Below are 26504 nucleotides of genomic sequence, written 5' to 3'. Positions count from 1 at the left end.
GTAGTTTGACTGGGGTGGTCGCCTCCAAAAGAGTAACGGAGGCTTTCAAAGGTTCCCTCAGTACGGTTGGTAATCGTGCGCAGAGTGCAATAGCATAAGGGAGCTTGACTGTGAGACCTACAAGTCGATCAGGGTCGAAAGACGGATATAGTGATCCGGTGGTTCCGCATGGAAGGGCCATCGCTCAAAGGATAAAAGGTACTCTGGGGATAACAGGCTGATCTCCCCCAAGAGCTCACATCGACGGGGAGGTTTGGCACCTCGATGTCGGCTCGTCACATCCTGGGGCTGGAGAAGGTCCCAAGGGTTGGGCTGTTCGCCCATTAAAGTGGCACGCGAGCTGGGTTCAGAACGTCGTGAGACAGTTCGGTCCCTATCTGTTGTGGGCGTAAGAAGTTTGAGAAGATCTGACCTTAGTACGAGAGGACCGGGTTGGACTAACCTCTGGTGTACCGGTTGTGGTGCCAGCTGCACCGCCGGGTAGCTATGTTAGGAAGGGATAAGCGCTGAAAGCATCTAAGTGCGAAACCCACTTCAAGATGAGACTTCTTTAAAAGGACGTTAAAGACGATGACGTTGATAGGCTGCAGGTGTAAAGGCAGAGATGTCAAAGCTGAGCAGTACTAATTACCTGTAAACTTTCTCTAGGGCTATGCCCTCATAAATTCTTTCATAACACAATGTCAACGATATTAACTGTGGTAAAGTCCACAGTAAGATTTTATGGTGACTATAGCGATGGTGTCCACCTCTTCCCATTCCGAACAGAGAAGTTAAGCCCATCAGCGCCAATGGTACTGCAATAATATGTGGGAGAGTAGGTCGTTGCCAGCTTTTATTTATCTGCCTATGGTAGAGCTAAACCCTTAGATAAACTCTAAGGGTTTTTTGCTTTATGGATGTTTTATTGATTTAAAAAGCCTAGCCTCCTACACTTACGATTGTCATTTGATCCTGTTTAAGATAAGTTTTACTCATTTCAAGTATCCTTTCCTGAGTAATTTCGGCAATTGAATCGTAAAGAAATTGCAGATAGTTTGATTCAAGATTGAATAAATAATATGATTTAAACTTTTCAATTAAAGAATGTGGTGAGCTTAATTCATTTTGGAGGGATCCCATCCAATGATTTTTAGCAATCGTAAATTCGTCAATTGGAATTAACTCTAATGACATTGAGTCAATTTCTTTTAATATTTCATCAATTGCCAATTCTTTTTTTGATGAAGACACTTCACTGCCAATTGTGAAATACGAGGCATGTTGTAAGTTTACAATACTAGAATAAATGCCATAAGTTAAACCTTTTTCTTCCCTGATATTTTTCATTAAACGAGAGCCAAAATAGCCACCAAGTAAGTAATTAGTGAATAGCAATGTGGGATAATTTGGATCAGATTTTGTAATGGTCGGAATGCCTAGTTTGATGGATGTTTGAAATGATTCCGATCTATTAACATGCTCAATTTTCTTAGAGTAAATAAACGATTGAGTGTAGTTAATACTTTTTGGGTTGCATTTGAATTGGTTTTCTAGATATTTGATTTCATCATTTGAAATATTTCCAGAAAGGAAAACTTCGAATGCTGCCCAATTACTTCTATAAAATTTAATAACAGCTTCTCTATTGATTTTATTCAAGTAATCAGGTGTAGCAGATTGACCATAAGGGTGGTTGCCAAAAACACAACTACGGAATAGTTTAGAGGCCACAATATTATTTTTTCTTTGCTGAATATTATAGCTACTAATTAATATACTACGTTGTAACGTTAATTCATCTTCGGGGAAATTGGCTTCTTGGAGTATTTCAGTAAATAAAGATAAAGTGCTAATTAAGTTCTTCTTTATGCAATGTATATCGACTGTTGTGTAATCAAAAGATGGGTTTACTTCTATAAAAGATCCAAGTCTAGCAAATTCTTCTGCTATATCTTTAGCTGATTTTTTAGCTGTACCCGAGAGAAGTAATTTTGATGTTAGTAAATTCAGACCGATTATAGGTTCCAAATAACTGCTAGCATTTCTAAAAATGAATTCTACTTTGATTGCATCGATATTGCTATTGTAGAATGTGTGGACTTTAAGTCCATTAGAAAGTTCAATGGTTTCCGGTTTTGGAAATACAATTTGAGTAGGTTGGAATGTAACAGGGGCTATTTTCCTGTTTAGCATACTAGTCTGTTACTGATTGTTCTTCCTGATTTTTTTTCTCAAAGTTAAACAGAAGTGTGAATCTCAATGTTTCTGCCAATGGATGTTCTTGCTCTTTAGGTATTAGATAAGCGAAATCAACACCGAAAACCTGATACCTGAAACCGAGTCCCATTGTAAGATATTTTCTATTTCCCTTTTCTTCAGATTCTAAAAAATAACCTACTCTAGCGGCAAATGTATCGTTATACCAGTACTCTGCGCCTGCTGATACTGTTACTTCTTTTAACTCTTCGCTACCACCCCCTTGTGCATCACCGAAAGAACCAAATATTCCATTAAGTAGTGATTCATCCTTTTCACTGCCATCTTCTTGTGGGCTTGGGACTAATAGTTTGTTGAAATCTAAAGCAAAAGTTAGTTTATTGTATGGGTCTAGATTGGTTGTAAACGCAGAGCCTAAACGCAAGTTTGTAGGAATAAAATCTCTATTATTTTCGTCTGAATAAGTAAGTTTTGAGCCTATATTTGAAATGACAGCCCCTAACGCAAGATTAGAATTAGTGCCGCTCAATAATAAATCTTTGTTATAGTACACAGCAATATCAGCTGCAACACTATTGCCAGGCCTGGCGTCTGCACCAGTTGTTGGATTTGGAGAACTAAAGTTTCCAGTAAGATTTGAGTGTATGTATCTAGCTGTAATACCTACTCCTAATTTTTGAGAGAGCATTCTACTATAAGTTGCATCAAATGCTACCTCTCTTGGATTAAAATCTCCAGTGCTGTTACCTTCCCCGTCTCGAAAGAAAATTTCACCTAGATCAAAATATTTCATTGAAACGGCCACAGCCTGTTCTTTTGTAAATTTGTAATAGCCTGAAAGATAGGTGATCGACATATCATTAATGATCTTACCTAACCACGGAGTATATGACAATGAAAATCCCACATCATTATTGATGAAAGCGAGTTTTGCCGGATTCCAGTAAACGGCATTTGCATCAGGGGTTGTTGCAACTCCAGCATCTCCCATAGCTCCTGCTCTTGCATCAGGAGTAATTGTTAAAAAAGGAACGGCAGTTGTAATAACTCTTCTATCATCACTCTGGCCAATTGGATCTTGTGGCGTGGTGCCTTGAGCCATTATTAATGTTGTACTAAAAAGAATTAGCGCAACAATTGATATATATTTAAGTCTATTCATTTAAAACTGTATTGACCTGCAAAGGTACTTAATTAATGAGAATAAGTTTTTTATGAGCGCTATTTTTTGCTCCATCTCGGTTAGAACGAACAATTAGTCTATAAATGTATATTCCACCTTTCAATTTTCCCCCAAAAGAATTACTGCCATCCCAATTGAAAAATTCGACTGTAGAAGAAGCATTATTTACAGAAAATACATTAGAGAATATTTGTCCTGAGACTGGTGAGAAAATTTGTAATTCAACATCTAAATCTTCGCCTGATTTATTGTGAGTAAAACCAAAAGTAGTGCTCTCATTAAATGGGTTAGGATAATTGTAAATATCATAAATGACCATTGCATTTGGGTCTGCTACTTCAAATGAAATAAACGATTCGGATGAATTATTAAATGTGTCCCATGCTTTTAACCTTATTGTGTGCTTTCCTTTTGAAAGATTTTTAAATGGAAATGTTACAACCCCTCTTTGATATGAATCTTTATCTGCTCTGTAATATGCATTTAGATTGTATTCTATTTCATCGTCCAGTGTAGCAATGATACTATTTCCGATAGTATAAGAAGAAGTGTTAATTCCATTCTCATCCTCCAAGATGGCAACTAAATTTGTATTATGGCTAACCTGGCTCAATGAAGTATTAAGCGAGTCGCCCATAAATAATTTAATTGCTGGCCCCTTATTGTCAGTTGGTGGTGTTGGATTCGAATCACCTATTTTTAATGAGATGTCCGCACCATTAGCATCCAATAATTGATCATTAGTTGCATACATATTAAGGCGGCCATTACCAACTTCATAAGATATATTCTTTGGCACCACAAATTCAATTTGAAATTCACCACTAGTTACTGTCGAAGAGCCTTTAAAAACAATGTTTTCATTATCCTGATAAGTATAGGGTGAATTTTCATTGCCTAAAGTGGTTTTTGAAACGGGCTTATCATAAAGAACATAACTAACTTCACCATTAAACGATTGGTTTTTCAAGCCATTGGAATTATTAATTTGGCCAAAAAGCTTCACCTTGCTCAGTGCCTTGAGTGTATCATTCTTTACACCATTTTCATTAATACCGGTTATACTTATGTCCTGCTTAGGATAATTCAATCTGAGCGTTGGATCGCCTAATAGCGCAAAATTTCTATTACCTACTTTCCTAGAGTCTGTCGCAAGGTTGATGCTTTCGTTTTTTGTGGCCATAAAAATATCACCGAGCCTTAAATAGTCTCCGCTTTCTTTATCAAAAATGTGATCGTAAAATGCCTTATTAAGTGCAAAATTTGATGATGAGCTCACAGGTCTACAAGTACTAACCACGGCAATTCCACCTCCTTGATTGCTAGTTACAAGCAGCTCTCCCCCTGATGTTCTTTGCGGATCGTCATGTCTGCCGAATTCGCAAGTTGCAGTTACAAACAGAGGCAGTTTATCATAATTGTCCCAGTTTTGAATTTGAACTAAATCTAATACTTGTTCCTGCATCCATCCATTTTCACCACCATGGCCTGTAAAATTTACTATCAAAGCTCCTTTTTCAATACTTTCCGTTAAAGCTTCACTTGCGGCAGGTGAGGTTTCACCACTTGGTCTGGATACCTGTTTAAAATTATCCAGGAAAAATTTATTCGGCATGAAAGCGGAATAAGTTGTATCTACAAATTGGGTTAATTCATCTGACTGTCTTTGATGAAGATTGAAATCCCCATCATCTGCAACGAAAATTACATCATTTCTCCAATCGCCCATTGTAGCCTCACTCGTGGCATAATAAATTAATTTATCGACAATTGACTTGGCCTCATCCTTAGTGGTAACTGGAAATCGACCAATTCCTATATCGATTGTATGATTTCCGCCATTTTCTTCAATCCATTCCCCTTCATCCTCTTCAAGAAAACCAAAATAGTCATCTGATGCGTAAGTATCTAAAGGGTGAAGCGAATTCCTAGACTCATAGACAGGTACATAATTCGTGTTGTTGTTAATTGTGTTTTTATAGTCGTAAGACCCTCGACCAAACAGTAGTAAATAGTTTAATGAGCCATTGTCATACAAATATTTGGCGTAGTTTCTAAGGGCAGTAATATCTTGCCTACCGCTTGAAAATTCATTGTATACCTCGTCAATTAATACAACTTTTGAAGTTAAACCGTCATTGTTTGTTCTGAATGAAGCCAAACGAATTGCCTCTGATTCGAATGAAGCATGTGTGATTATTAAAAACTCAACATCTGTATTCGATTTTAAATTTTGATTACTCAATGAGGAAATATTTGCTGGTGTATTGGTTTGAGAAGTTTCAAAAGCGATATACTCTTGCAATGTTTCTGAGCCGGCATTGTAACTAATCACTGACCCCGATTGGCTATAATTTTGAATTTTTGGAGAAAATGCATCGGTTACGTTCCATACATTCGTGTTGCTTCCAGCGTTACTGATTTCAAAAGTAGTTATTGAATTATTGATACTTTCCAGTGATCTGAATTGTATTTGATCATCAGAAAAGTTAAGGTTGCTTTCAGCTTCAACCTGTACAAAATCTAAAAAACCTATTGAGTGCGTGGAGTTCTTATTGTATTCTACATTTACTTCAATATTTCCATTACCAGGTGTAACGGTAAAAGTTTGTTGATTTTCTCTTCCTTTAATACTGTATCGAAAAAATCTTTGATTAAAATCAGGAACACTCTCTACTTCTACATTTCCCAATAGCGAGGAGTTGGCGTAAATATTAAAACTTGAATTTTCAAAAGCTTGAGCCATTACTCTTGCAGTAATTTTTACTTCAGTGCCGGATGCTATTGATGGCAATTCGAAATCGATCGACAGATCAGTGACTGTATTAAATCTAAAAGAATACCAGTTTCTACCTGATGTTAATAGATTATTGTTCTCCTCTTTGTAGAAACTGAAACTGTTGTAAGTATTTACTACAGGCCCAGACTCACTTAAAGATTGAATACTTGACATTCTTTTACCTTGATTTCCGCCATACGTGAGAAAGTAAAAGTTATGGTCTGAGTAAATATTATGCTCATACTCTAATTGGCCAGATGTATATTCAAATGAATCGCCATCTTCTGCATAGAATAAGGCATAATCAGCATTATCAAATTTTCCGTCAGACTCCCCTATAACTTGAATTTCAATTTCTACAGGATCAATAGGCCACTCTTCGCTATTACTTTGAGGGAGCATGCCTCCTTTTTGACCATAAATTTTGATCGTTCTGGGATCGATATTATCAACCGGAACCCCATTATCTCTTAAATACTGGTAGCTCAGTTGATATACACCGCGCTCATCAATTCTTATCTTATACCAATTTCCATCTGAAAAAACAGATTGACAAATGGCTGTAGTGGAGAATGAAATTAGCGATAAAAAGAAAAGTACTCTTCTCTTCATTAGGGAACAATTATACTATTAGTACAAATTAACACCGAATAGTAAACAAACGTTTACTTACCAATGATATTATTAGAAATCGTTAGGTTGTTAACTATGGATAAAATTAAATAGGAAAGAATAATTAAAGGAAAAGACATTCGCCCGAAAATAATGAATAATACTATGGATGTTAAGATCAGTAGATAACGGAACAAGTTCAGTTTAAAATCAAAGCCTGAAAATTTTAATGCTAACAACCGCACTGGCATTATCAGCCAAAAAGAACACATGACAGAAAAAACCGCTAGCAGTTCATCCGATTTTAGTTCGGGGTATATCTGAAATACAAAAAGTAACGATGATATGAATAGTGCATTAGCAGGTGTTGGCATACCTACGAACGAATCGCTCTGCGAATCATCTACATTGAATTTTGCTAGCCTGAAGGCAGAAAAAACAGCTACTAAAAATGACAAATAAGCTAGATAACCTGCATCATCACTAAATAAATGGAAAAGAAAAACTGCGGGCAAAAGTCCAAAAGTTACCATATCGGCTAGGCTATCAAGTTGTTTTCCAATATCAGAACTTACCTTTAACATACGGGCAGTAAAGCCATCGAGAAAATCAAAAACCATGGCAGCCCAAATGCTGTAAACACTCCATTCCAAATTGCCTTGGAATGCGAATACTATTCCTAAACAACCACAAAGTAGGTTAGAGCAGGTAATGAGGTTTGGGATGTGCTTAATCATACTTAGTTTCTAAGAGCACAAAAAGGGTTATATTGTTTCTCATGACCAATTGTAGTTTCTGGGCCGTGGCCACAATATACTACAGTCTCATCTGGCAATGCAAAGAGTTTGTCATGTATACTCTTAATGAGCGTGTCAAAGTCTCCACCAGGCAAATCTGTTCGTCCAATACTTTCTCTGAAAAGCACATCGCCATTAATACAAATATTATCTGCTTTACTATGAAGAGCAATGTGTCCTGGAGCATGTCCGGGAACAAATAGTACATCTAATTCGCTATTTCCAAACTTTACAATATCACCTTCTTTAAGGCTTAAGTCTACTTCTGATTCTTCAAAGTGTTGAAATCCATAGCTAGGTGCATAGGCCTTAACCGCACGGAGAGTTGCAACATCCGCTTCATGAACTTCTAGCTTGACACCGTACTTATTCTTCACATATTCATTCCCAAATACATGATCTATATGGCAATGAGTATTAATCAGTCGCTTGACGTTGAGATTTTGCTCTTCAATAAAGGAATTAAGCTGCTCTTTTTCATAATTCTCATAACATCCCGGATCAATAACTATAGCTTCTTTGGTCTCATCGTAAAGCACATAAGTATTTTCTAAAAATGGGTTGAATGTAAAAGACTGTACCTGAATCATTTCAATAGTGGTATTGTTTGTTCAACTTTGAAATTGCAAAACTACACTTTTATCAACACTAAGATTGAATAAGGATTTTGACTTTATTATTGTAGGAAAAGGTTTGGCAGGAATAACTCTTGCACATCACCTAGTTAAGCTTGGCAAAAGTGTATTGCTGTTTGATGATAAAGACGGACAATCATCATCAAGAGTGGCTGCCGGACTTTATAATCCGGTAACTGGCCGTAAAATGGTAAAAACATGGAAGGCTGATCAATTATTTTCTTATTTGGAATCGTACTATCTGGAAGTTCAGAAATTGTCTGAAGAGGAATTTTTTATTCCGAGAGCCATTTACAGGCCATTTTTATCGACAGAAGAGCAAAATGAGTGGTCGGCAAGATCGGCAGATGCGGCCTACGAACCGTACATAAAAGAGATACACTTTCGCAGTATTAATGATGCGGTTAATAATCCATTTGGAGGTGTAGAGTTGAAACATTCCGGGTTTCTGAAGGTCTCAACATTTTTGGAATGTGCAACAGAACAACTATTGAATGAAGATGGATTTAATTTAATTCAGGAGAAGTTTGATGAAAAACTTCTGAAAATAACTGAGACAGGGACTGAATACAAAGGAAAATCGGCCTCAAAAATTATTTTTTGTGAGGGTGTGCAAAGCAATAAAAGTAAGTTTTTTGACTGGCTCCCTTTTAAACCTGTAAAAGGAGATATACTTACTATTGAAGCTGACATAAAAACTAGTTTGATAATTAATAGGGGGATATTTGTAATACAAATTGATAAAAACCGTTTTAAAGTGGGATCAACTTATAATAACTACGATTTAACAATTGAGCCTTCGCAAGAAGGAAGAGCCACACTGGAACAAAAACTAAAGGAACTAATTAGCGTTAATTATAAAGTTGTTGATCATATTGCAGGAATAAGGCCGGCAACAAAAGATAGAAAACCTATTATTGGAATGCATCCAAATTATGAAAATGTAGGTATATTTAATGGTCTAGGAACTAAAGGAGTATCATTAGCTCCTTATTTTGCGAATCAATTTGCACTTCATTTGGTTAATCAATCAGCGCTTGATAAAGAAGTAGCTATTGAGAGGTATTACGCCTTATTTAATGATGATAACAATTAATGAATAAATTCAAGTACATAGTAACATGTTTGTTGTTGATGGCCTTTTCAGTTGCATCTGCACAGGTATCGAATGAAAAGTTTGGGAGAAACAGGTTACAATACAAGCAGTTCGAATGGCATTACTTAAGTTCTGACAACTTTGATGTTTATTTTTATCGCGGCAGTGAAAAGATTGCCCGAGAGGTGAGTGAATTTTTAGAAGAGGAGTTTGATAAAGTAACAGACATCATTGGTTATCCACCGTATTTTAAGACCAAGGTTTTCTTATACAATTCAATTTCAGATTTACAGCAAAGCAATGTAGGTATTGGAAAAGGAACTTTCACTCCAGGAGGAGAAACGAACTTTGTAAAACCATATATTGAAGTAGCTAATCCGGGAACAGTATCTGCATTAAAAGAGGAGCTGTTGGTAGAAGTTGCCACCTTAATGGTAAACGAAATGATGTTCGGGGGTAGTTTGAAAGATATGTTTCAAAGTGCCGTGCTCTTAAACTTGCCTGAATGGTTTATTTCTGGTGCTGCTTTATATGTGGCTAAGGGCTGGACCATTGAAATGGATGATTATGCTCGAAAACTTGTGGAAACCAAGCACGCTAGAAAGTTTAATAGACTAACAGGAAAGGAAGCTGCCTTGGCAGGCCAATCGCTATGGAATTTTATTGCGCATAAGTATGGTAGAAGCAATATTTCCAACATTCTAAACTATACGAGAATAATAAGAAACGAAGAGAAGAGTTTGACCATAACTCTTGGTGTTTCTTTTGAACAGCTGATGTTCGAGTGGCAAAATTTTTACATTGATAATGCCAGGCAGGTTCAGCAAAATTATGAAACACCATCGTTTGAGAACTCTATTACGGGAGAGAAAAATAGAAAGGGGGTTTTTTACAATGCAGTAAAAATTAGTCCTGATGGAAAGAAGGTTGCCTTTACGGAAAATAATCATGGTAGGTACAAAGTAATTGTGAAAGAGATTGAAAGTGGGAATGAAAATATTGTTTTAAGGGGTGGTTATAAGGTTATTGGTCAGGAAATAGACTATTCGCTGCCTGTATTAGATTGGGCTGATGATAATACGCTGGGTGTAATCTACAGCAAATTGGGGCAGATGAATTTGCTGTTGTATGATCTGCAAACAAATAGCAGCATACCGCGAGTTTTAGAAAGAATGGAACAAGTTAGGTCGATGGAGTTTTCCAGTAATGGTAGACTAATAGTGGTTAGTGCCGTTGTTGGAGGAAGAAATGACATTTACCTATTAAGTACGAGACGAGACAGAACAAAAAGGTTAACAAACGATGTATTTGACGATATTGACCCGTCATTTGTACCTAATTCGAGTACCATAGTTTTTAGCTCTAATAGAGTGTGCGACACGTTGGACGTGAAAAAGCAGGATATTGAGGAAGTAAGCGAAAATTATAACCTTTTCTTTTTTGATCTTGATACCACTAAAAATATACTACATAGGGTAACCAATACAATCAGCAAAGATGTTCAACCTATGGCAATTAGTGCCAATAAAATCTATTACATCAGTGATCAACGAGGAATTCGTAACTTATTCAGTTATGATATTCAGTCAGGCATCTACTCACAAGTAACCAACCTATCTCAAAGCATCGATGAGTATGATTTAAATTTTAACACTTCCTTATTTGCCTATTCATCCACTTTTAAGGGTAACGACTTTATTTATCTCGATGAAAACTTTAATTACAACCAACAGACATTTACACCTCAAACAATGAGGCAGCAGGTGTTGCAGGCGAAGGCATTTACTGCAAGAAGGCAGGCTAATAAAACAGAGGGCCTTACTATAGAGCAAATTGTTGAACAGCGATTACAGGATAAAAGAAAAAGAGATGAAGAGGAAAAAGCAAGGTTGGATAGTGTGAATCAGTCCTTGCCGGATACTGTAAGTTCGGACGTTATAGACACAAAAAACTACACGTTTGATGTTAAACCGGAGCCTGAAGCAGAACCTGAACCCGAAGAAGAAATAATAAATACAGACAATTATACTTTTGATTCTGATATTTTAAGAGAAGAAAGGCCAGAGTCATTTTTAGCTCAGTACAGGCAAACAAGGCAGGGAACCAGAATTAGCGGGCCATTTGATGCAGAAACACGCTTTAGCGTAGATAATTTACTTACTTCTTTTGTGATAGATCCTCTAAGAGGCTTTGGCGTTCTGCTGGAAGTTGAGATGAATGATATGCTGGAGAATCATAAATTTAATGGCGGAGTAACTGCTATTACAGACCTTAGAAGCGGTGACTTTTTTGGGCAGTATCAATACCTAAAATCATATATAGATTTTAGCGCGAGAGTTGACCGAAACGTTATTTTTTGGGAGAACGATTTCAATTTACAGCAGTATAGCAAAAATAGTATCGAACTCGGAGCATCGATTCCGTTCAATACCAAAACCAGATTTTCTCTCAAGCCGTTTTACACATTTACTGTTTTTGAAAACTTGTTACCGAGAACATTGGCACCACCATCTGGCCCTACGTTTTTACCTGTTGAAAATGAAGACTACATAGGAGGCGCAGCTGAATTTGTTTTTGATAATTCAATTATCAATGGAATGAATTTGATAGAGGGTAGCCGAGCAAAAATAAGTTTAAAACATTATGAGAGCTTAAATAACAAAGAAAGAAGCTTTAGTAATTTCAAAGCCGACTTAAGACACTATCAAAAACTTCACAGAGAAATCGTGCTTGCTTTCAGAGGGTTTTACGGAACGTTCTTTGGCAGAGCTCCTAAGACCTATTTGCTGGGTGGTGTCGATAACTGGATACTGAGAGATCAAAATGAAGATGGTAGAGATAACCCTCTGCAAAATGATAGCGAAAGGACTAACCCTGATTTACTTTTTGTAGAATATGCTACAGCACTACGGGGCTTCGATTATGCCGAATTTTATGGTAATAATGTTTTGATGTTCAACGCAGAGCTGAGAGTGCCCATTGTGAGATACTTAAGTGGCGGCCCAATTAGCTCAAACTTCTTTAGAAACTTACAATTTACTGGCTTCTTTGATATTGGATCAGCTTGGTCTGGCAAATCTCCTTTTAGTGATGATAATAGCATAAGCAATGTAACTATAGAGGAAGGGGGCTTTCAAATTGACCTTAGAAACTTCCAAAATCCATGGTTATACAGCTATGGTGTAGGCTTCAGAACTATGATATTAGGTTATTATATGAAGTTGGATGTTGCCTGGCCGGTGGAAGATTTTGTAACACAAGACGTTAGGTATCAGGTATCATTAGGATACGATTTCTAAGACAGTTAATTTTGAGCAATAATTAGAAAATAATGCTCAAATCAATGACAGGCTATGGTGCGGCCTCAGGCACCTTCGAATCTTACTCTATCAACGTAGAAGTTAAAACACTCAACTCTAAATTTTTAGATGTTAACCTTCGCTTACCGAGAAGCATATCTGAAAAAGAGTTAGAGGTAAGGAATATTATTAATGATTATCTTGAAAGAGGAAAGGTATCTATGTCTGTTGATATTCAGAATGAATCTGAAACTGTATTAAAACAGCAATATAATGCACCATTATTTCAAAAGTATTACTCTGAACTAGAGGAATTGGCAAATCTCGTGAATGCCCCAAAAGATGATCTGTTTAGAACCGCGCTCAGCTCACCTGATGTAATTGTAAATAACACCTCTGAGGATTTGGATTCAGAGGAATACGAAAATGTAAAAAAGCTTATTAAACAGGCATTGGAGCATTGTAATGAGTTTAGGGCGAAAGAAGGAGATGTGCTGCAGGCTAAATTATTGGAGTACATTAATTCAATATCAACATCATTGAAGCATGTGGAGGAACTTGATCCTAAACGTGTAGAAAATATAAAAACTCGGATAAAGGGTAATTTAACCAAGTTTATTGAAGAGGAATCTCTGGATAAAAACAGGTTGGAGCAAGAAATTATATACTACATAGAAAAACTCGATATCACAGAGGAGAAAGTAAGGCTGAAAAACCACTTAAATCATTTCGAAGAAGTGATTGCCGGAAATCAAAATTCAGGTAAAAAATTAGGTTTTATCTCTCAGGAAATAGGTAGAGAAATTAATACTATCGGCTCCAAGGCAAATGACTCAGACATTCAGAAACATGTAGTGTCTATGAAGGAAGAGCTCGAAAAGATTAAAGAGCAATTGCTTAACGTACTTTAAAAAGCTTCCAAAACTCGTTCTAGTCCTATACTTCTCGATGCTTTAATTAACACCGTAGAATTTGTTATTGGGTTTGCTTTTAACTCATCAATTAGCTCCTGTACGCTCTGATAATGCTTTGCATGATCAGCCTGTTGTTGTGTTGCTTTTATAAGCTCACCACACAGGTAAACCTTTTTAATTTGATACTCATTCAGCAGATCGCCAATAGCCTTATGTTCTTTTTCGCTATCCTCACCTAATTCTTTCATGTCACCTAAAATGGCCACTTTGTTTTCAGCATTTATCAAGTTCAGATTCTCCAATGCTTTTGCCATTGAAGTAGGATTCGCATTATAAGCATCCAGTATAATAGTGTTGGAACCTTTTTTAATTACCTGCGACCTGTTATTTTCTGGAATATAATCAGCTATGGCTTTGTTTGCATCTGTAGCAGGCACATCAAAATATTTACCAATGCATAAGGCAGTGGCTATATTCTCAAAATTGTACGAACCAATAAGATTAGTTTGAACCTCCTCCCCATTTTCAGCTTTAAATAAAACATTCGGGTCTGCCGAAATAAATTCACAGTGATAATAATCACCTTTTTTAGGATAGAAAAGTGGGTTCTTAAACCGCTTGGCCATGTTAGATAAAATCTCGTTGGTAGAGTTGATCCAAACTACGCCATCATGCTTAATTAGGTGATGGTATAATTCACTCTTACCTCGAATTACTCCCTCAATACCACCAAAGCCTTCTAAATGTGCTTTACCTATATTGGTAATGTAACCATGTGTGGGACTAGAAATAGTGCATAAAAATGCGATATCGCCCACGAAATTAGCGCCCATTTCAATAACAGCAATTTCATGATTAGAGTTAATGGATAACATAGAAAGAGCTACCCCAATATGGTTATTCAAGTTTCCTTTGGTAGCAAACACGTTAAATTTCTGTCTTAGCACACAAGCCAATAATTCCTTCGAAGTGGTTTTACCGTTAGATCCTGTGAGACCAATGATTGGAATAGTCAACTGTTTTCTATGATGCCTTGCCAAGTCTTGCAGTGCCACTAAAGCATCATCCACCAAAAAATAGCGATCATCTTTTACCACACTTTTATCATCTACTATGCAAAGTGCAGCACCTTTATTTAAAGCTTCATCGGCAAATTTATTGGCATCGAAATTGGGGCCTTTCAGTGCGAAAAAGAGCGAACCCTCTTCAATTTTGCGGGTATCTGTACTGATTTTTGGATTTCGTAAGTAATGCTGATATAGACTTTCAATCATGATTTGAACGTTATGGTATCAAAGTTATCTTTAATTTTTATTTTTGAACACCATTTCAATCAGGACACGTTATATAATTGAAATTTAGATTAATGAAGTATACACTTAGTGTTCTGTTAGCCCTGTCAATTGCAATTTCTAAGGCTCAGGTTTATAGAATTGACAATTCCATCGATGTTAAAGTTAATGGAGAATCCTTAATTAATCCTTGGGCTGGAGGTCTAAACTCAGGGCAATATAGCACCATGGATGTGAATTTGGATGGACAAGACGATTTAGTAGTATTTGATCGTACTTGTTCCAAGATTAATGTATTCCTGTTTTTAGATGGTGAATATCTATATGATGCGGAATCAGCCACCCTCTTCCCCGATGACATAACTAATTGGATGCTTTTGCGCGATATTAATTGTGACGGCAAGAAAGATGTTTTTACAAATGACCCGCTTGGTATAAAAGTATACATCAACGAAAGTGACGAAAATGGGATAAAGTGGCGACTGTTTAACTCCCGGGCACCGCTGCCTTCTCCATTGCTAACCAAAGGGTTTTCAGATACTCCTATCAACATTCAGCTCAACGCATCAGACATACCATCTATTGATGATATTGATTCTGATGGTGATTTGGATATACTTATTTATAAGTTCTCTGGGGTTTCTACTATAGAATACCATAAAAATCTGAGTATGGAAAGAGACTCAAATTGCGATTCGCTACAATTTGAGCGAATTACTCAGCAGTTTGGCGATTTTCAAGAATGCGGTTGTAATCAGTTTGCTTTTAATGGTGAGGACTGCCCACCTGTTGGTGGAGGAAGAACTGAACACCAATCTGGTAAGTCGATTTTAACGCTGGATTTGAATGGTGACGGCTTAAAAGAACTGGTAGTAAGTGAGGAATCATGTGGCTTGCTTTCCATGATGACTAATGAAGGCAATTTAACCACTGCCGACTTTAATTCATCGGATCCATTTTTTCCAAATACAGAGAATCCGGTATCCATATTTATTTTTCCTGCCGCCTTTTATGAAGATGTGAATAACGATGGTCTCAACGATTTAATAGTGGCTCCTAATGTTCCTGGAAATGTAAACTTTGGAGTTAACTTCAAAAGTTCTAGCTGGTTATATCTCAACACAGGCACGAATGATGTTCCTAATTTTCAGTTGGAGAAGAAGAATTTTCTGCAGGATCAGATGCTGGACGTAGGTGAAAATGCTGCTCCGGCCTTTTACGATTATGATAATGATGGGGACTTGGACATGTTCGTTGGTATGATGTTGAATGAAGTGCAGGCATTCCGATCCACTATAGCCGTGTATAAAAATACAGGCACAAAAAGTGCCCCCGTTTATGAACTTGAAAATCCTGACTTTTTAAACCTCTCTTTGGCAGGCATCATTAATATAAAGCCTCAGTTTGTAGATGTTGATTCCGATGGCTTGGTGGATCTGGCATTTACGGCAACCACTCTACAAGGTGGTGGCACAGGGCTGTTCTATTTTAAACGTGAACCTGGCAATTTCCAGTTTGATGAATCTGGCCAATTGGTTTTTTCACCTATCGCCATTGAAGAGAATATTAGAATGGCTGACATTGATCAGGATGGTTTTAACGATTTGCTTATAGGTAGGTCTACAGGCAGATTAGAATATTATAGAAATGATGGATTAGAAGGGACCTTCAGTTTTACACTTGAAGATCAAAATTTTTACGGATTGGATTTTAGTCCGTTGAGGCAAAGTGCATCATTGGATATTGCAGATGCAGATGGTGATGGTACTAAAGATTTAATTACTAGTGATGCCAGAGGTACTTTAACCATCTATCACGATTTTTTGAATAACCTTGAGTCACCTTTAGAAGGTGAAACAGAGATACTCACTTTTGATGGAACCAGTACTACTACTTTTAACTATGGCAGTAAGCTGAAGCCTCAGGTCGTGAATATTTTCAATGAGTCTCAACCAGCGATTGTATTGGGTACGGCACAAGGAGGTTTAGTTGTGTTAAGAAGCACCGAAGCAATTAGTAACCCTTCATCTGATAGCCAATTAACAGTGTACCCAAATCCTGTAAATATAGGAACTACATTAACCATACAGTCAGGTGTAACTACTCAATTTAGTATTGTCGATATCCTTGGTAAAGTAATTCTAACAGGGGTTTCAGTTTCTCCAGAGGAGGATTATCAACTTTCCATTGATAATTTAAAAGAAGGCATGTATTTGCTAGTGGCTGAAGATGCGGGTGAAACGATTCGATTTGTAGTAACAAGATGAAACTTTTCCTTCATGTTAAAATAATTGAGAATAACTTTGATTTTAAACCCGGGTTAACTTTTTCAAATGCCACCTGTTCTGATTTAGATAATTATTCATCTCCTGAAGTTATTGCTACTGTCTTAAAAGCTCTTAATCTATCTGAAAAGCTGTTTGTCTATTTCGAATTGAATGAAAATTCCAATGCCGGAAGCTTATTAAAGGTCATTCAGGAACTTAGATCATATAAGAAGCCAATGCAAATTCGATATTCGGGGGAATCTAATTTATTAGAAAAACTCATTTTGAAACTTGGCGGTAAGCCGATTGATAAAGAAGCGTTAGAAGCAGAAGTTGGCTCCTTCTTTAATTGATACTGAAATTATCTGAATCTAAATGAGCCGGAAATTTTTCTCTAAAATCAACTAGCTCTTTTTTGCTCAGGGTTACTGTTTTTATTCCTTCCTTTTCTGCGAGTTCACACAATTCCTGCCCTTTCCCATCATAGATTGCTGAGTGGCCATTATAGGCTACACCGTTGCCATCTTCTCCAACTCTGTTTACGCCAATGGAATAGGAGAGATTTTCAATAGCTCGTGCTTTTAATAGCGTATCCCAGGCATTTACTCGTGGTGCCGGCCAGTTCGCGACAAATAATATCAGATCGTATTGCTCATCTTTTTTTTGCCTCGACCATACCGGAAATCGAAGATCGTAGCAGATAAGCGGTAGTATTTTCCAGCCCTTTAATTCAACTATTATTTTTTCTTTTCCAGGTGAATAATGTGAATGCTCGTCTGCCATTCTGAACAAATGTCGCTTATCATATTTCTCCCAGCTCCCATCTGGTCGCATCCAAATAAGGCGATTGAAATAATTGCCATTGTCATTAACCACAAAGCTTCCAGTAATAACGGCTTTGGTTTGAGCAGCCATCTGTTTCATCCACTTAAACGTGGTGAAATTCATTGGCTCGGCCACATCTTTCGCATTCATGGTAAAGCCACTATTGAACATTTCAGGTAAAATGATCAGGTCAGTAGCTTCATCGATTTGCCAGATTTTTTCTTCAAACATGGCAAGGTTAGCACTGCTGTTTTGCCAATGAAGTTCAGACTGAATGAGTGTTACGGTTAAATCTTGCATAGAATGTCCGCAGCTTTTAAAAGAGTGTCTTCATTTTTTGCAAAGCAGAAGCGCAATAGCTTGTCGTCTTGTTTGTTTTGATAAAAAACAGAAATTGGAATCGATGCGACCTTATGTCCTTTAGTGAGTTTTTCGGCCATGCTCATATCATCTAAATCACTGATGCCTTTGTAAGATAGCAATTGAAAATAAGTACCATGGCAAGGAATAACTTCAAAGCGGGAATCTTTTAGTGCCTCCTGAAAAACATTCCTTTTTTGTTCATACATATCACTAATGTGAATGTAATTTTCCCGATCATTAAGAAATTCTGCTAGTGCATATTGTACTGGTGTGTTCACACTAAAAACAAGAAACTGGTGTACTTTCCTTATCTCTTTGGTCAAATAATCTGGAGCGATAATATAGCCACTCTTCCATCCCGTAGCATGAAAAGTCTTACCAAATGAGTAAATAGCGACACATCTTTTACTAAGGCCCTCATATTTTAGTGCGCTCTCGTGTGAGTGGCCAAAAATAATATGCTCGTACACCTCATCACTAATAACAATTAAATCGTGCTTGATGGCTAGTTCTTCAAGTGTTTTTAAATCCTCATGATTTAACACTGCTCCACTTGGGTTATGTGGCGTATTCACCATGATAACCCTTGTTCTATGAGTGATCGATTCTTCTACTTTATTCCAATCGATGGAAAAATCAGGCTGCTTTAATGTTAGGTGAATTGGAATGCCCCCGTTCAAGCGAATGGAAGGGTCATAGCAATCATAAGCAGGGTCGAAGAGTATTACTTCATCACCTTCATTCACTAAAGCTGCCAATGTTGCGTAAATGGCTTCAGTAGCTCCTGCCGTTACTGTAATTTCAGTTTCAGGATTGGGCAAATACCCATATTTATCTTCAATAACTTTGCTTATGGCACTCCTTAATTCAGGAACACCGGGCATGGGCGCATATTGATTCTTCCCAGCTTCCATGTACTTATTTACAAGCTGAATAAGTTTATCTGAAATTGGAAAATCGGGAAATCCCTGTGAAAGGTTGATCGCATGATGGTCTAAGGCCATTTTTGACATCACTGCAAAAATGGTGGTTCCTACATCCGGTAGCTTAGATTGAAGCTGCATCTACTTCTTTTGAGGGACTGCCACTCGGTATTCAACCTTCATTTTACCCTTGGTGATGTTCTGAAGCTTACCTTTTAGCATTCGCTTTTTTAGTGGAGTGAGGTAGTCGGTAAATAATACTCCTTCAATATGATCATATTCGTGTTGGATGATTCTTGCCTTCATGCCATCATACTCTTCCTCGTGCTCATTCCAGTTTTCATCGAAATATCGGATTTTAAGTTTTTCCGGTCTTTCCACATCTTCTCGTATGTTAGGGATACTCAAACAACCTTCTTCAAAGGCCCATTCCTCTCCATATTCTTCTATAATTTCAGGGTTAATAAAGGCCTTCACAAAATCCTGCATGTCCTCATCTTCCATAGGGCGACCATCCACAACAAACAATCGAATGCTTTTTCCAATTTGTGGAGCTGCCAAACCAATGCCATGAGCTCCTTGCATGGTCTCATGCATGTCGGCAATTAGCTCAGTTAGGTCTGTGCCTTTTTCAATAGGTTGCGCTTTTTTCTTTAAAACCGGATCACCGTAAACTACGATTGGGTAAATCATTAATTTCAATTAATTTATTGAGCTACAAAAGTAACTAATTTTCAAATAGTTGGGTTCGAATCGAGGTAAGACTGTAGGATGATAGTAGCACTCACCTTGTCGATGGTGCCTTTATTTTTTCTATCCTTTTTCTTTAGCCCACCATCAATCATTGTTTGGAATGCCATTTTACTGGTAAACCGCTCATCGACCTCAGTAATTGGGATTGAATCCAGCTCTTTCTGAAGTTTTATTATGAACTTTCTTACAGCATCGGTAGAATGCGTGTCTTTATTTTGAAGGTCTTTGGGCATGCCAATGATTATTCTTTCTACATCTTCTCTTTGGCAGTATGCTTTTATGTAGTTAGAAGCCGTGTTGGATTCAATAGTTTCTAATGGTGAGGCAATCATTTTTAGGGGATCAGTCACAGCTAACCCCACGCGTTTTATGCCATAATCTATACTTAGGATTCTGCCCACTAGTTGTATTTTACTTTAGCTTGGAGCATGTTGCTTACTTGCTTTTCAAGAATTAGTGCTTTAGGGAAAAGAATGTCGTTCTCGACTCTGGCGTGCGTAATTAGCTCTTGCTCAAGCGATTGTAATTCAGAATAAATTACTTTTAAGTGAAGGGGTGTTTTATCAGTTATTTCGTATTCCTTGGTTATTTGTCTAATGCCCAGCATTTCGTCATCATGTTCTTCATGCTCAGATGCGAAACGACTCAGACTATGTTTCTCCATTTCAAAATATAATTTTGAAACATTGCCATTACCTTTCTTATACTGATCTAGCAAGGCAATGTAATTAAATAGCGTATCTTCTTCCTGATAAATATGATGAATAAAATCCTCAACAAACAAAGGGAAGATGAACTTCAGATCCTTCGAAATTAATTGAAACTCTGATTCATCAATTTCTAAGTTTTGAATCACGTTGCTTATGAAAGGCAATTTCTGCTTTATGAACACATAATGAGAATGCTTGAGGTATTCAATAATCAAATCAATCGGGAAATCTGCCACTTCCACCTGATTATCACACGATGGTTGTTTTTCTAATTGATTGACTACGGCATGAACATTTAAGCCCTTCTTTTGGCAAACCTGCTCAAGTGTTTGTTCGGAGTAATGATAAAACTCGATGCCGAAATAATATAGCACAGATGCGTAGATATAATTGTTATCTACTAATTCATCGATCCGTTTATTTTTGAGGGCATCCATTTTATAACCTTAAATTTACAAAATGTAGCAAAAACTAATGTGTCCATTTAAATAAAATGGCTAACAAAAGTTTTTACCTCTTCGTTATACTTATATTATTATATAGATTTGGCTGAAAGCCACCATTTTACACAAAATCGAGGAATCTGCAGTGAGCGAATATCAAAACACAAAATATCAGATCAGGCTACCTATTATTTTAGCGATTGGTCTGGCAGCAGGAATTTTTTTAGGTGCCACATTTAGTGAATCACCTAATATTCAAAACGATCTAAATAAAGACATTCAGAAATTTAAAGAAGTCTTAACTCTTATCGATAAAAACTATGTTGATGAGGTAAATACCGAAGAGCTCGTAGAGGATGCCATTGAACACATGCTTGGCAAACTAGACCCACATAGTTATTATATTTCCGCAAAGGATAAAGTAGAAGCCAATGAAGAGCTTCAGGGTAATTTTGAAGGTATTGGTGTAGAGTTCAATATTTTCAGGGACACTATTGTAGTGGTTACTCCTCTAAGCGGTGGACCTAGTGAAGCCCTTGGCATACAGTCGGGCGACCAAATCATTAAAATCGATGGAAAAGATGTGGCTGGTGTTGGGTTCACTAACAGAGATGTGCAAAAGCACCTGAAAGGGCCTAAAGGCAGCAAGGTGACTGTTTCCATTAAAAGAGGTAATAGAAAATCTTTAATTGATTATGAGATCATTCGTGATAAGATCCCTCAATATTCGGTAGATGCTAGTTATATGATTGATGATGAAATAGGCTACATAAAAATTAGCCGTTTCGCAGCAACTACCTACGAAGAGTTTATGCAGGCCATGCTAAAGCTCAAGGAACAAGGGATGGATAAGTTAATACTTGATCTGCAGGGCAATGGTGGCGGTTATATGAATCAGGCCATAAATATTGCTGATGAGTTTATTGCAGGCAATAAAAAGATAGTTTATACCCAGGGGAAAGAGTCAAGATTTAACTCTCAGGCCAATAGCCAAAGAGAAGGGATGTTCGAGAAAGGAGAGCTTATAGTACTAGTGAATGAAGGAAGTGCATCGGCATCTGAAATTGTTTCAGGTGCTTTACAGGATAATGACAGAGCTCTGATTGTGGGAAGAAGATCATTCGGTAAAGGTCTTGTTCAGGCGCCAATTGACCTCACAGATGGGTCAGAAGTAAGAATAACTATCTCAAGATATTATACACCGAGCGGCAGATCCATTCAAAAACCCTATGATGACAAGGAAGATTACTCGGCAGATTTAATTGCCAGGTACAATAACGGTGAATTTTTCAGTGCAGATAGTATTCACTTTAATGATTCATTGAAATACGAAACTACGAGTGGCAGAATTGTTTACGGTGGTGGTGGTATAATGCCAGATTATTTTGTGCCATTAGACACTTCGGCCAATTCAGCTTACCTGAATAGGTTGTTTGTGAAAAATGTTATTCAGGAGTACGTATTTAATTATGCCAATGAAAATAAGGCCAAGTTAGATGAGATGTCTTATAAAGACTTTTATGACAACTTTCAAGTGACCGAGACGATGAGAATGGGCTTGGCTACGAAGGGGAAAGAGTACGGGGTGAAGCCTGATTATGAGGATATGAGAAAGAACAAAGACTTGTTTAACCTTCATATTAAAGCGCAAATAGCGCGTCAGATTTGGAAGAATGATGGCTTTTACCCTATATTCAACCAGACAAATGAAGTGCTTCAACAGGCTATTCAAATGTTTGATGAGGCAGAGAATTTAGACCGATCAAAACTATAATATGTATTATCACAGATTAGGAAACATACCACACAAGAGACATACTCAGTTTAGAAAAGAGGACGGAAGTTTATACGCAGAGGAATTGGTGAGTTCTAAAGGTTTTTCGGGTATATATTCTAACCTATATCATATTACACCACCAACCAGAATTAAATCTGTTGGTCCGGTAAAGCCATTTTCAAGTAAGATAGTGAAGGATTATGGCTTAAAACAAACGCACTTGAACACTTCTAAAATTGGTGTCACTGGAGATGATTATCTTACTGGAAGAAAGGAGTTGTTAAAAAATAATGATGTGACTATCGCCCTTTGCAGTCCCAAGAGCAAGGAAATGGATTATTACTACAAGAACGCTGAGGGTGACGAGGTAATTTATATCCATGATGGTAGTGGAGAGCTTCACTCACAATTTGGCAAGATAAAGGTTGAGAAAGGTGATTATGTGGTGATACCCCGAACAATCATCTATAAATTTAAATGGGATGATGGCCCATTGAAACTTTTAATAGTTGAGTCGGCTGCTCCGATTGAAACTCCTAACAGATACCGTAATGAACTTGGGCAATTGGAAGAGCATTCGCCTTTCTGTGAGCGCGACATTCGCCCACCTTCTGAGTTAATAACCGAAACTAAGTCGGGCGAGTATTTAATGAAAATTAAAAAGCACGGTCAGTTACATGAGTATACATACGAGCACAGTCCGTTTGACTTGGTAGGTTGGGATGGCTATTTGTGGCCATATGCTTTTTCAATTAATGATTTTGAACCAATAACTGGTAGAATTCACCAGCCACCGCCCGTACATCAAACATTTCAGGCATGGGGTTTCGTAATCTGCTCATTTGTACCAAGGTTGTTTGATTATCATCCGCAATCAATTCCAGCGCCATATAATCACTCGAATATAGATTCTGATGAAGTACTGTATTATGCAGAAGGTGATTTTATGAGTAGAAAAGGGATTGACCGAGGCTCATTTACACTGCATCCGGGAGGATTGCCACATGGGCCGCATCCGGGTACAGTAGAAAAAAGCATAGGTGCCAAAGAAACCCACGAATTAGCAGTTATGATTGACACCTTTAAGCCTTTATATCTCACAGAAGCAGCTATGGAGTATGTGGACAAAAACTACCCTATGAGCTGGACGGAGTAGTTAATTCTCCCTCAACACATTTACTGGATTCGTAAGTCCTGCTTGTACCGTTCTGGCAGAAATAGTAATCATAGCTATAATTATTACAGCCAACAATGTAGTGACAAAAACAAGCGGACTTAAACTGGTATGGTAAGCAAAACCATCTAGCCAATTATTCAAAAAATGTAGTCCGATTGGAATCGATACTCCGAAGCCAATCAGGATGAGTATTGCGAATTTCTTTGAGATCAATTTCAGTATTGATATCACCGAGGCACCTAATACCTTTCTTATGCCTATCTCTTTCTTTCGCTGCTCAACATTAAATGAAACAATTCCGAAGAGTCCAAGGCAAGCTACAATAATGGCCACCCCAGAGAATATTGTACTCATTAGCAGCAGTCGATTCTCAGCCTCGTACATTCTTGCTACGTTGTCGTCAATAAACAGATATTCAAAAGGCGCTTCAGAATTTAATATAGGCCATTTTTCTTCAGCAAATTCAATTACTTCATTAGCCTTACCAGGTTTGGTTTTAACCGTCACATAATTATGTGTTGCGTTGGAAGGCTGCCTATGAAAGTGCAAAATTGGGCGAACTGTCTCTCTCATTGTTTCGAAATTGAAGTCATCAATGACACCAACAACATTCAGCGCATTATCACCAATTTTTATCACCTTGCCGTTCACATCGCTAAAGCCAAAAGCTTCCATCGCAGCCTTATTCAATACCACCGATTCGCGCTGATCACCAAATGAATCATCATTAAAGTTTTTTCCATAAGTGATTTCAATGCCATAAGTTTCAAAGAATTTGGCGTCATGGTATGTGTAGGCCATGCGCATTGGGTCATCTGTCCAGCCTTCAGGTTGAACAAACACATGTGAGCCAGTCCAGTCTGTTGGAATGTGTCGGGAATTTGTAATACTTATTACATCAGACTGATTTAAAAGTTCATTTTTGTAAGTCTCTACTCGAGCAATGGCCGAATCTCCATCAGCAAAATTTCGAAGTGAGAGTGGAATTACAACCAGGTCATTTTTATCAAACCCCATATCGGTAGTTTTTAAAAATTGGATTTGATTGCTGATCACCAAGGTGCCCACAATTAGGAGAATTGAAATCATAAATTGAAAAGCAATCATTAAATCCCTCAAGGTGCTTTTCCCTGCACTCTCTGCAGCCGAACCTTTTAAGGAGGTAATAATTCCAAATCGCGACATGATAAAGGCAGGATAACCGCCAGAAAGCAGCCCAATAATTATAATGAGACTGAAAATGGCAACATAAGTTAGCGGGTTAGAAAAAGGGATTACTAGTTGAAGGTTAAATTCAGAATTGATGAGAGGCAGGCATAATTGAGCAACTAATAGCGCCAGCACCATACTGAATGTAGTGATTAGTAGCGATTCACCTAAAAACTGACCCATCAATTGTTTTTTGTTGCTGCCAACAACTTTCTTAACGCCAATCTCTTTTGATCTGCCTAAAGCACTACTTGTATATAAATTCACAAAATTGATTCCTGATATAAAGAGAATGCCAGCTGCTATGTAAAGTAGAATCATAGCTATTTCAGTATCACCTAGTAAAGTGTCATACACATCGTGCAAAGGCAAAAGCTTGAAATTTGTTCTGCTCTGTACCTCTTCGTTCCAGATGTTTGTAATTAAATTCGGGAATTTGGCTTCTAAACCTGCAGCTGAACTTGGTGAATTGAGAAGGACATAGGTATTTAAAAATGATGCGCCCCAATCGTTTTCAAATTGCCCATAAATAGGCAACGTTTTTAATGAGATTAAATGGTCTATTTGTATTGAAGAATTAGTGGGTATTTCGCTTAAAACACCGGTCACTTCATACGATCTTTCTGAGTCTACCCGAATAACTTTCCCCATGGGATCATTATTACCAAAATAACGTGTGGCCATTTCTTCGGAAATGATTATTGAATTCTCAGTAGGAAAGGGATTATTCACATCACCTTGTTTTAGGTTGAAGTCAAAAATGTCGAATAACTCTTTGTCTGAATAGGCGACTCTGCCTTCAAATCGTTCTTCCCCTATCTCCAAAACAGAGTTATTATCAATGAATCTCACTGAACTAACTACCTCAGGATATTCTTGCTTGAATCGAGCACCCATAGGCACCCAGGTGTCGTAAGTAGGTTGAATGCCGTTAGGCGTAATTCGCTCTTTGTAGGCCATAAAAATGCGATCAGATTTCGAATGAAATTGATCGTAGGTTAATTCATGGTGTGCATAAATGAGAATGATTACAGTTGAAGCTAATCCAATAGCCAGACCAAGTACATTTAAAGAAGAGTAAAGCTTTTGCTTTAACACACTCCTAAAAGTGATTTTCAGAAAATTTTTAAGCATGAGTTTGAGTTTTTGATTAATGCTAAACTATTTCAATCAGCCCCATTTAAAAATCAATATGTTTTGAAATGGGATTATGATGTAGTGAATCGTAAGATTTATGTTGTGAATGATAAT

General features: G+C 37.4%; 19 protein-coding genes and 2 rRNA genes (1 of these 21 running past the window's edge). 9 read left to right on the top strand and 12 right to left on the bottom strand.

Going from position 1 to position 26504, the window contains the following annotated elements; all coding sequences use genetic code 11:
* Both JR347_RS02305 and rrf read left to right on the top strand, forming a co-directional pair.
* Window positions 1–647: ribosomal RNA gene (locus JR347_RS02305) — 23S ribosomal RNA — on the top strand (it extends 2236 nt beyond the left edge of the window).
* A 75-nt stretch (window positions 648–722) separates the two neighbouring features.
* A 5S ribosomal RNA gene (gene rrf, locus JR347_RS02300) occupies window positions 723–834 on the top strand.
* Between the two features lie 87 nt (window positions 835–921).
* Here the strand turns inward: rrf and JR347_RS02295 are convergent.
* The 5 genes from JR347_RS02295 to JR347_RS02275 are packed head-to-tail and all read right to left on the bottom strand — an operon-like array spanning window position 922 to window position 8160.
* Window positions 922–2175 carry a M16 family metallopeptidase gene (locus JR347_RS02295; RefSeq protein WP_205722448.1) on the bottom strand — a complete coding sequence of 418 codons (1254 nt, stop codon included), beginning with the start codon at window positions 2173–2175 and terminating at the stop codon, window positions 922–924.
* 1 nt (window position 2176) lies between these two features.
* The gene (gene porV / locus JR347_RS02290) at window positions 2177–3361 is read right to left on the bottom strand and encodes a type IX secretion system outer membrane channel protein PorV (protein ID WP_205722447.1); all 1185 of its coding nucleotides are present in this window, start codon (window positions 3359–3361) and stop codon (window positions 2177–2179) included.
* Between the two features lie 28 nt (window positions 3362–3389).
* Entirely contained in the window at window positions 3390–6773 is a 3384-nt protein-coding gene (gene porU, locus JR347_RS02285; RefSeq protein ID WP_205722446.1) for a type IX secretion system sortase PorU, read from the bottom strand.
* 53 nt (window positions 6774–6826) lie between these two features.
* Window positions 6827–7510, bottom strand: a complete 684-nt coding sequence (gene pssA, locus JR347_RS02280; RefSeq protein WP_205722445.1) for a CDP-diacylglycerol--serine O-phosphatidyltransferase — start codon at window positions 7508–7510, stop codon at window positions 6827–6829.
* A 2-nt stretch (window positions 7511–7512) separates the two neighbouring features.
* Window positions 7513–8160, bottom strand: a complete 648-nt coding sequence (locus JR347_RS02275; RefSeq protein ID WP_205722444.1) for an MBL fold metallo-hydrolase — start codon at window positions 8158–8160, stop codon at window positions 7513–7515.
* Window positions 8161–8224: 64 nt separating this feature from the next.
* Here JR347_RS02275 and JR347_RS02270 point away from each other — a divergent pair, with 64 nt between their 5' ends.
* The 3 genes from JR347_RS02270 to JR347_RS02260 are packed head-to-tail and all read left to right on the top strand — an operon-like array spanning window position 8225 to window position 13511.
* Window positions 8225–9301, top strand: coding sequence for an NAD(P)/FAD-dependent oxidoreductase (locus JR347_RS02270; protein WP_205722443.1), 1077 nt, complete (start codon window positions 8225–8227; stop codon window positions 9299–9301).
* Window positions 9301–12600: a TolB-like translocation protein gene (locus JR347_RS02265; protein WP_205722442.1), complete on the top strand. Its 3300-nt coding sequence runs from the start codon at window positions 9301–9303 to the stop codon at window positions 12598–12600. The genes JR347_RS02270 and JR347_RS02265 overlap by 1 nt, the downstream gene beginning before the upstream one ends.
* Window positions 12601–12632: 32 nt before the next feature.
* Window positions 12633–13511: a YicC/YloC family endoribonuclease gene (locus tag JR347_RS02260; RefSeq protein ID WP_205722441.1), complete on the top strand. Its 879-nt coding sequence runs from the start codon at window positions 12633–12635 to the stop codon at window positions 13509–13511.
* Here JR347_RS02260 and JR347_RS02255 read toward each other — a convergent pair.
* On the bottom strand, window positions 13508–14788 hold the full coding sequence (locus tag JR347_RS02255) for a UDP-N-acetylmuramoyl-tripeptide--D-alanyl-D-alanine ligase (RefSeq protein ID WP_205722440.1): 1281 nt from the start codon (window positions 14786–14788) through the stop codon (window positions 13508–13510). The genes JR347_RS02260 and JR347_RS02255 overlap by 4 nt on opposite strands.
* Window positions 14789–14880: 92 nt before the next feature.
* Here JR347_RS02255 and JR347_RS02250 point away from each other — a divergent pair, with 92 nt between their 5' ends.
* Window positions 14881–17073, top strand: a complete 2193-nt coding sequence (locus JR347_RS02250; protein WP_205722439.1) for an FG-GAP-like repeat-containing protein — start codon at window positions 14881–14883, stop codon at window positions 17071–17073.
* Window positions 17070–17426 carry a hypothetical protein gene (locus tag JR347_RS02245; protein WP_205722438.1) on the top strand — a complete coding sequence of 119 codons (357 nt, stop codon included), beginning with the start codon at window positions 17070–17072 and terminating at the stop codon, window positions 17424–17426. Before JR347_RS02250 ends, JR347_RS02245 begins: the two co-directional genes overlap by 4 nt.
* Here the strand turns inward: JR347_RS02245 and JR347_RS02240 are convergent.
* The 5 genes from JR347_RS02240 to JR347_RS02220 are packed head-to-tail and all read right to left on the bottom strand — an operon-like array spanning window position 17419 to window position 21084.
* Entirely contained in the window at window positions 17419–18198 is a 780-nt protein-coding gene (locus JR347_RS02240; RefSeq protein ID WP_205722437.1) for an amidohydrolase, read from the bottom strand. The two genes, JR347_RS02245 and JR347_RS02240, sit on opposite strands and share 8 nt — an antisense overlap.
* Window positions 18186–19325: a methionine aminotransferase gene (locus JR347_RS02235; RefSeq protein WP_205722436.1), complete on the bottom strand. Its 1140-nt coding sequence runs from the start codon at window positions 19323–19325 to the stop codon at window positions 18186–18188. Before JR347_RS02235 ends, JR347_RS02240 begins: the two co-directional genes overlap by 13 nt.
* The gene (gene def / locus JR347_RS02230; protein WP_205722435.1) at window positions 19326–19877 is read right to left on the bottom strand and encodes a peptide deformylase; all 552 of its coding nucleotides are present in this window, start codon (window positions 19875–19877) and stop codon (window positions 19326–19328) included.
* A gap of 41 nt (window positions 19878–19918) precedes the next feature.
* A complete protein-coding gene (gene ruvX / locus JR347_RS02225) occupies window positions 19919–20338 on the bottom strand; it encodes a Holliday junction resolvase RuvX (protein WP_205722434.1) in 420 nt (139 codons plus the stop codon).
* Window positions 20338–21084, bottom strand: coding sequence for a hemerythrin domain-containing protein (locus JR347_RS02220; protein ID WP_205722433.1), 747 nt, complete (start codon window positions 21082–21084; stop codon window positions 20338–20340). Before JR347_RS02220 ends, ruvX begins: the two co-directional genes overlap by 1 nt.
* A gap of 151 nt (window positions 21085–21235) precedes the next feature.
* Between JR347_RS02220 and JR347_RS02215 the strand changes: the two genes are divergently transcribed.
* Together JR347_RS02215 and JR347_RS02210 are read left to right on the top strand one after the other, a co-directional pair.
* Entirely contained in the window at window positions 21236–22864 is a 1629-nt protein-coding gene (locus JR347_RS02215) for a S41 family peptidase (RefSeq protein ID WP_205722432.1), read from the top strand.
* A gap of 1 nt (window position 22865) precedes the next feature.
* On the top strand, window positions 22866–24023 hold the full coding sequence (locus JR347_RS02210; RefSeq protein WP_205722431.1) for a homogentisate 1,2-dioxygenase: 1158 nt from the start codon (window positions 22866–22868) through the stop codon (window positions 24021–24023).
* Here JR347_RS02210 and JR347_RS02205 read toward each other — a convergent pair whose 3' ends face one another.
* Window positions 24024–26387, bottom strand: coding sequence for an ABC transporter permease (locus JR347_RS02205; protein ID WP_205722430.1), 2364 nt, complete (start codon window positions 26385–26387; stop codon window positions 24024–24026).
* Between the last annotated feature and the right edge of the window lie 117 nt (window positions 26388–26504).

This window comes from Fulvivirga lutea, assembly GCF_017068455.1.
GTDB lineage: Bacteria > Bacteroidota > Bacteroidia > Cytophagales > Cyclobacteriaceae > Fulvivirga > Fulvivirga lutea.
The sequence above is the reverse complement of the archived record's forward strand: the minus strand, read 5'-3'. Positions and strand labels throughout refer to the sequence as shown.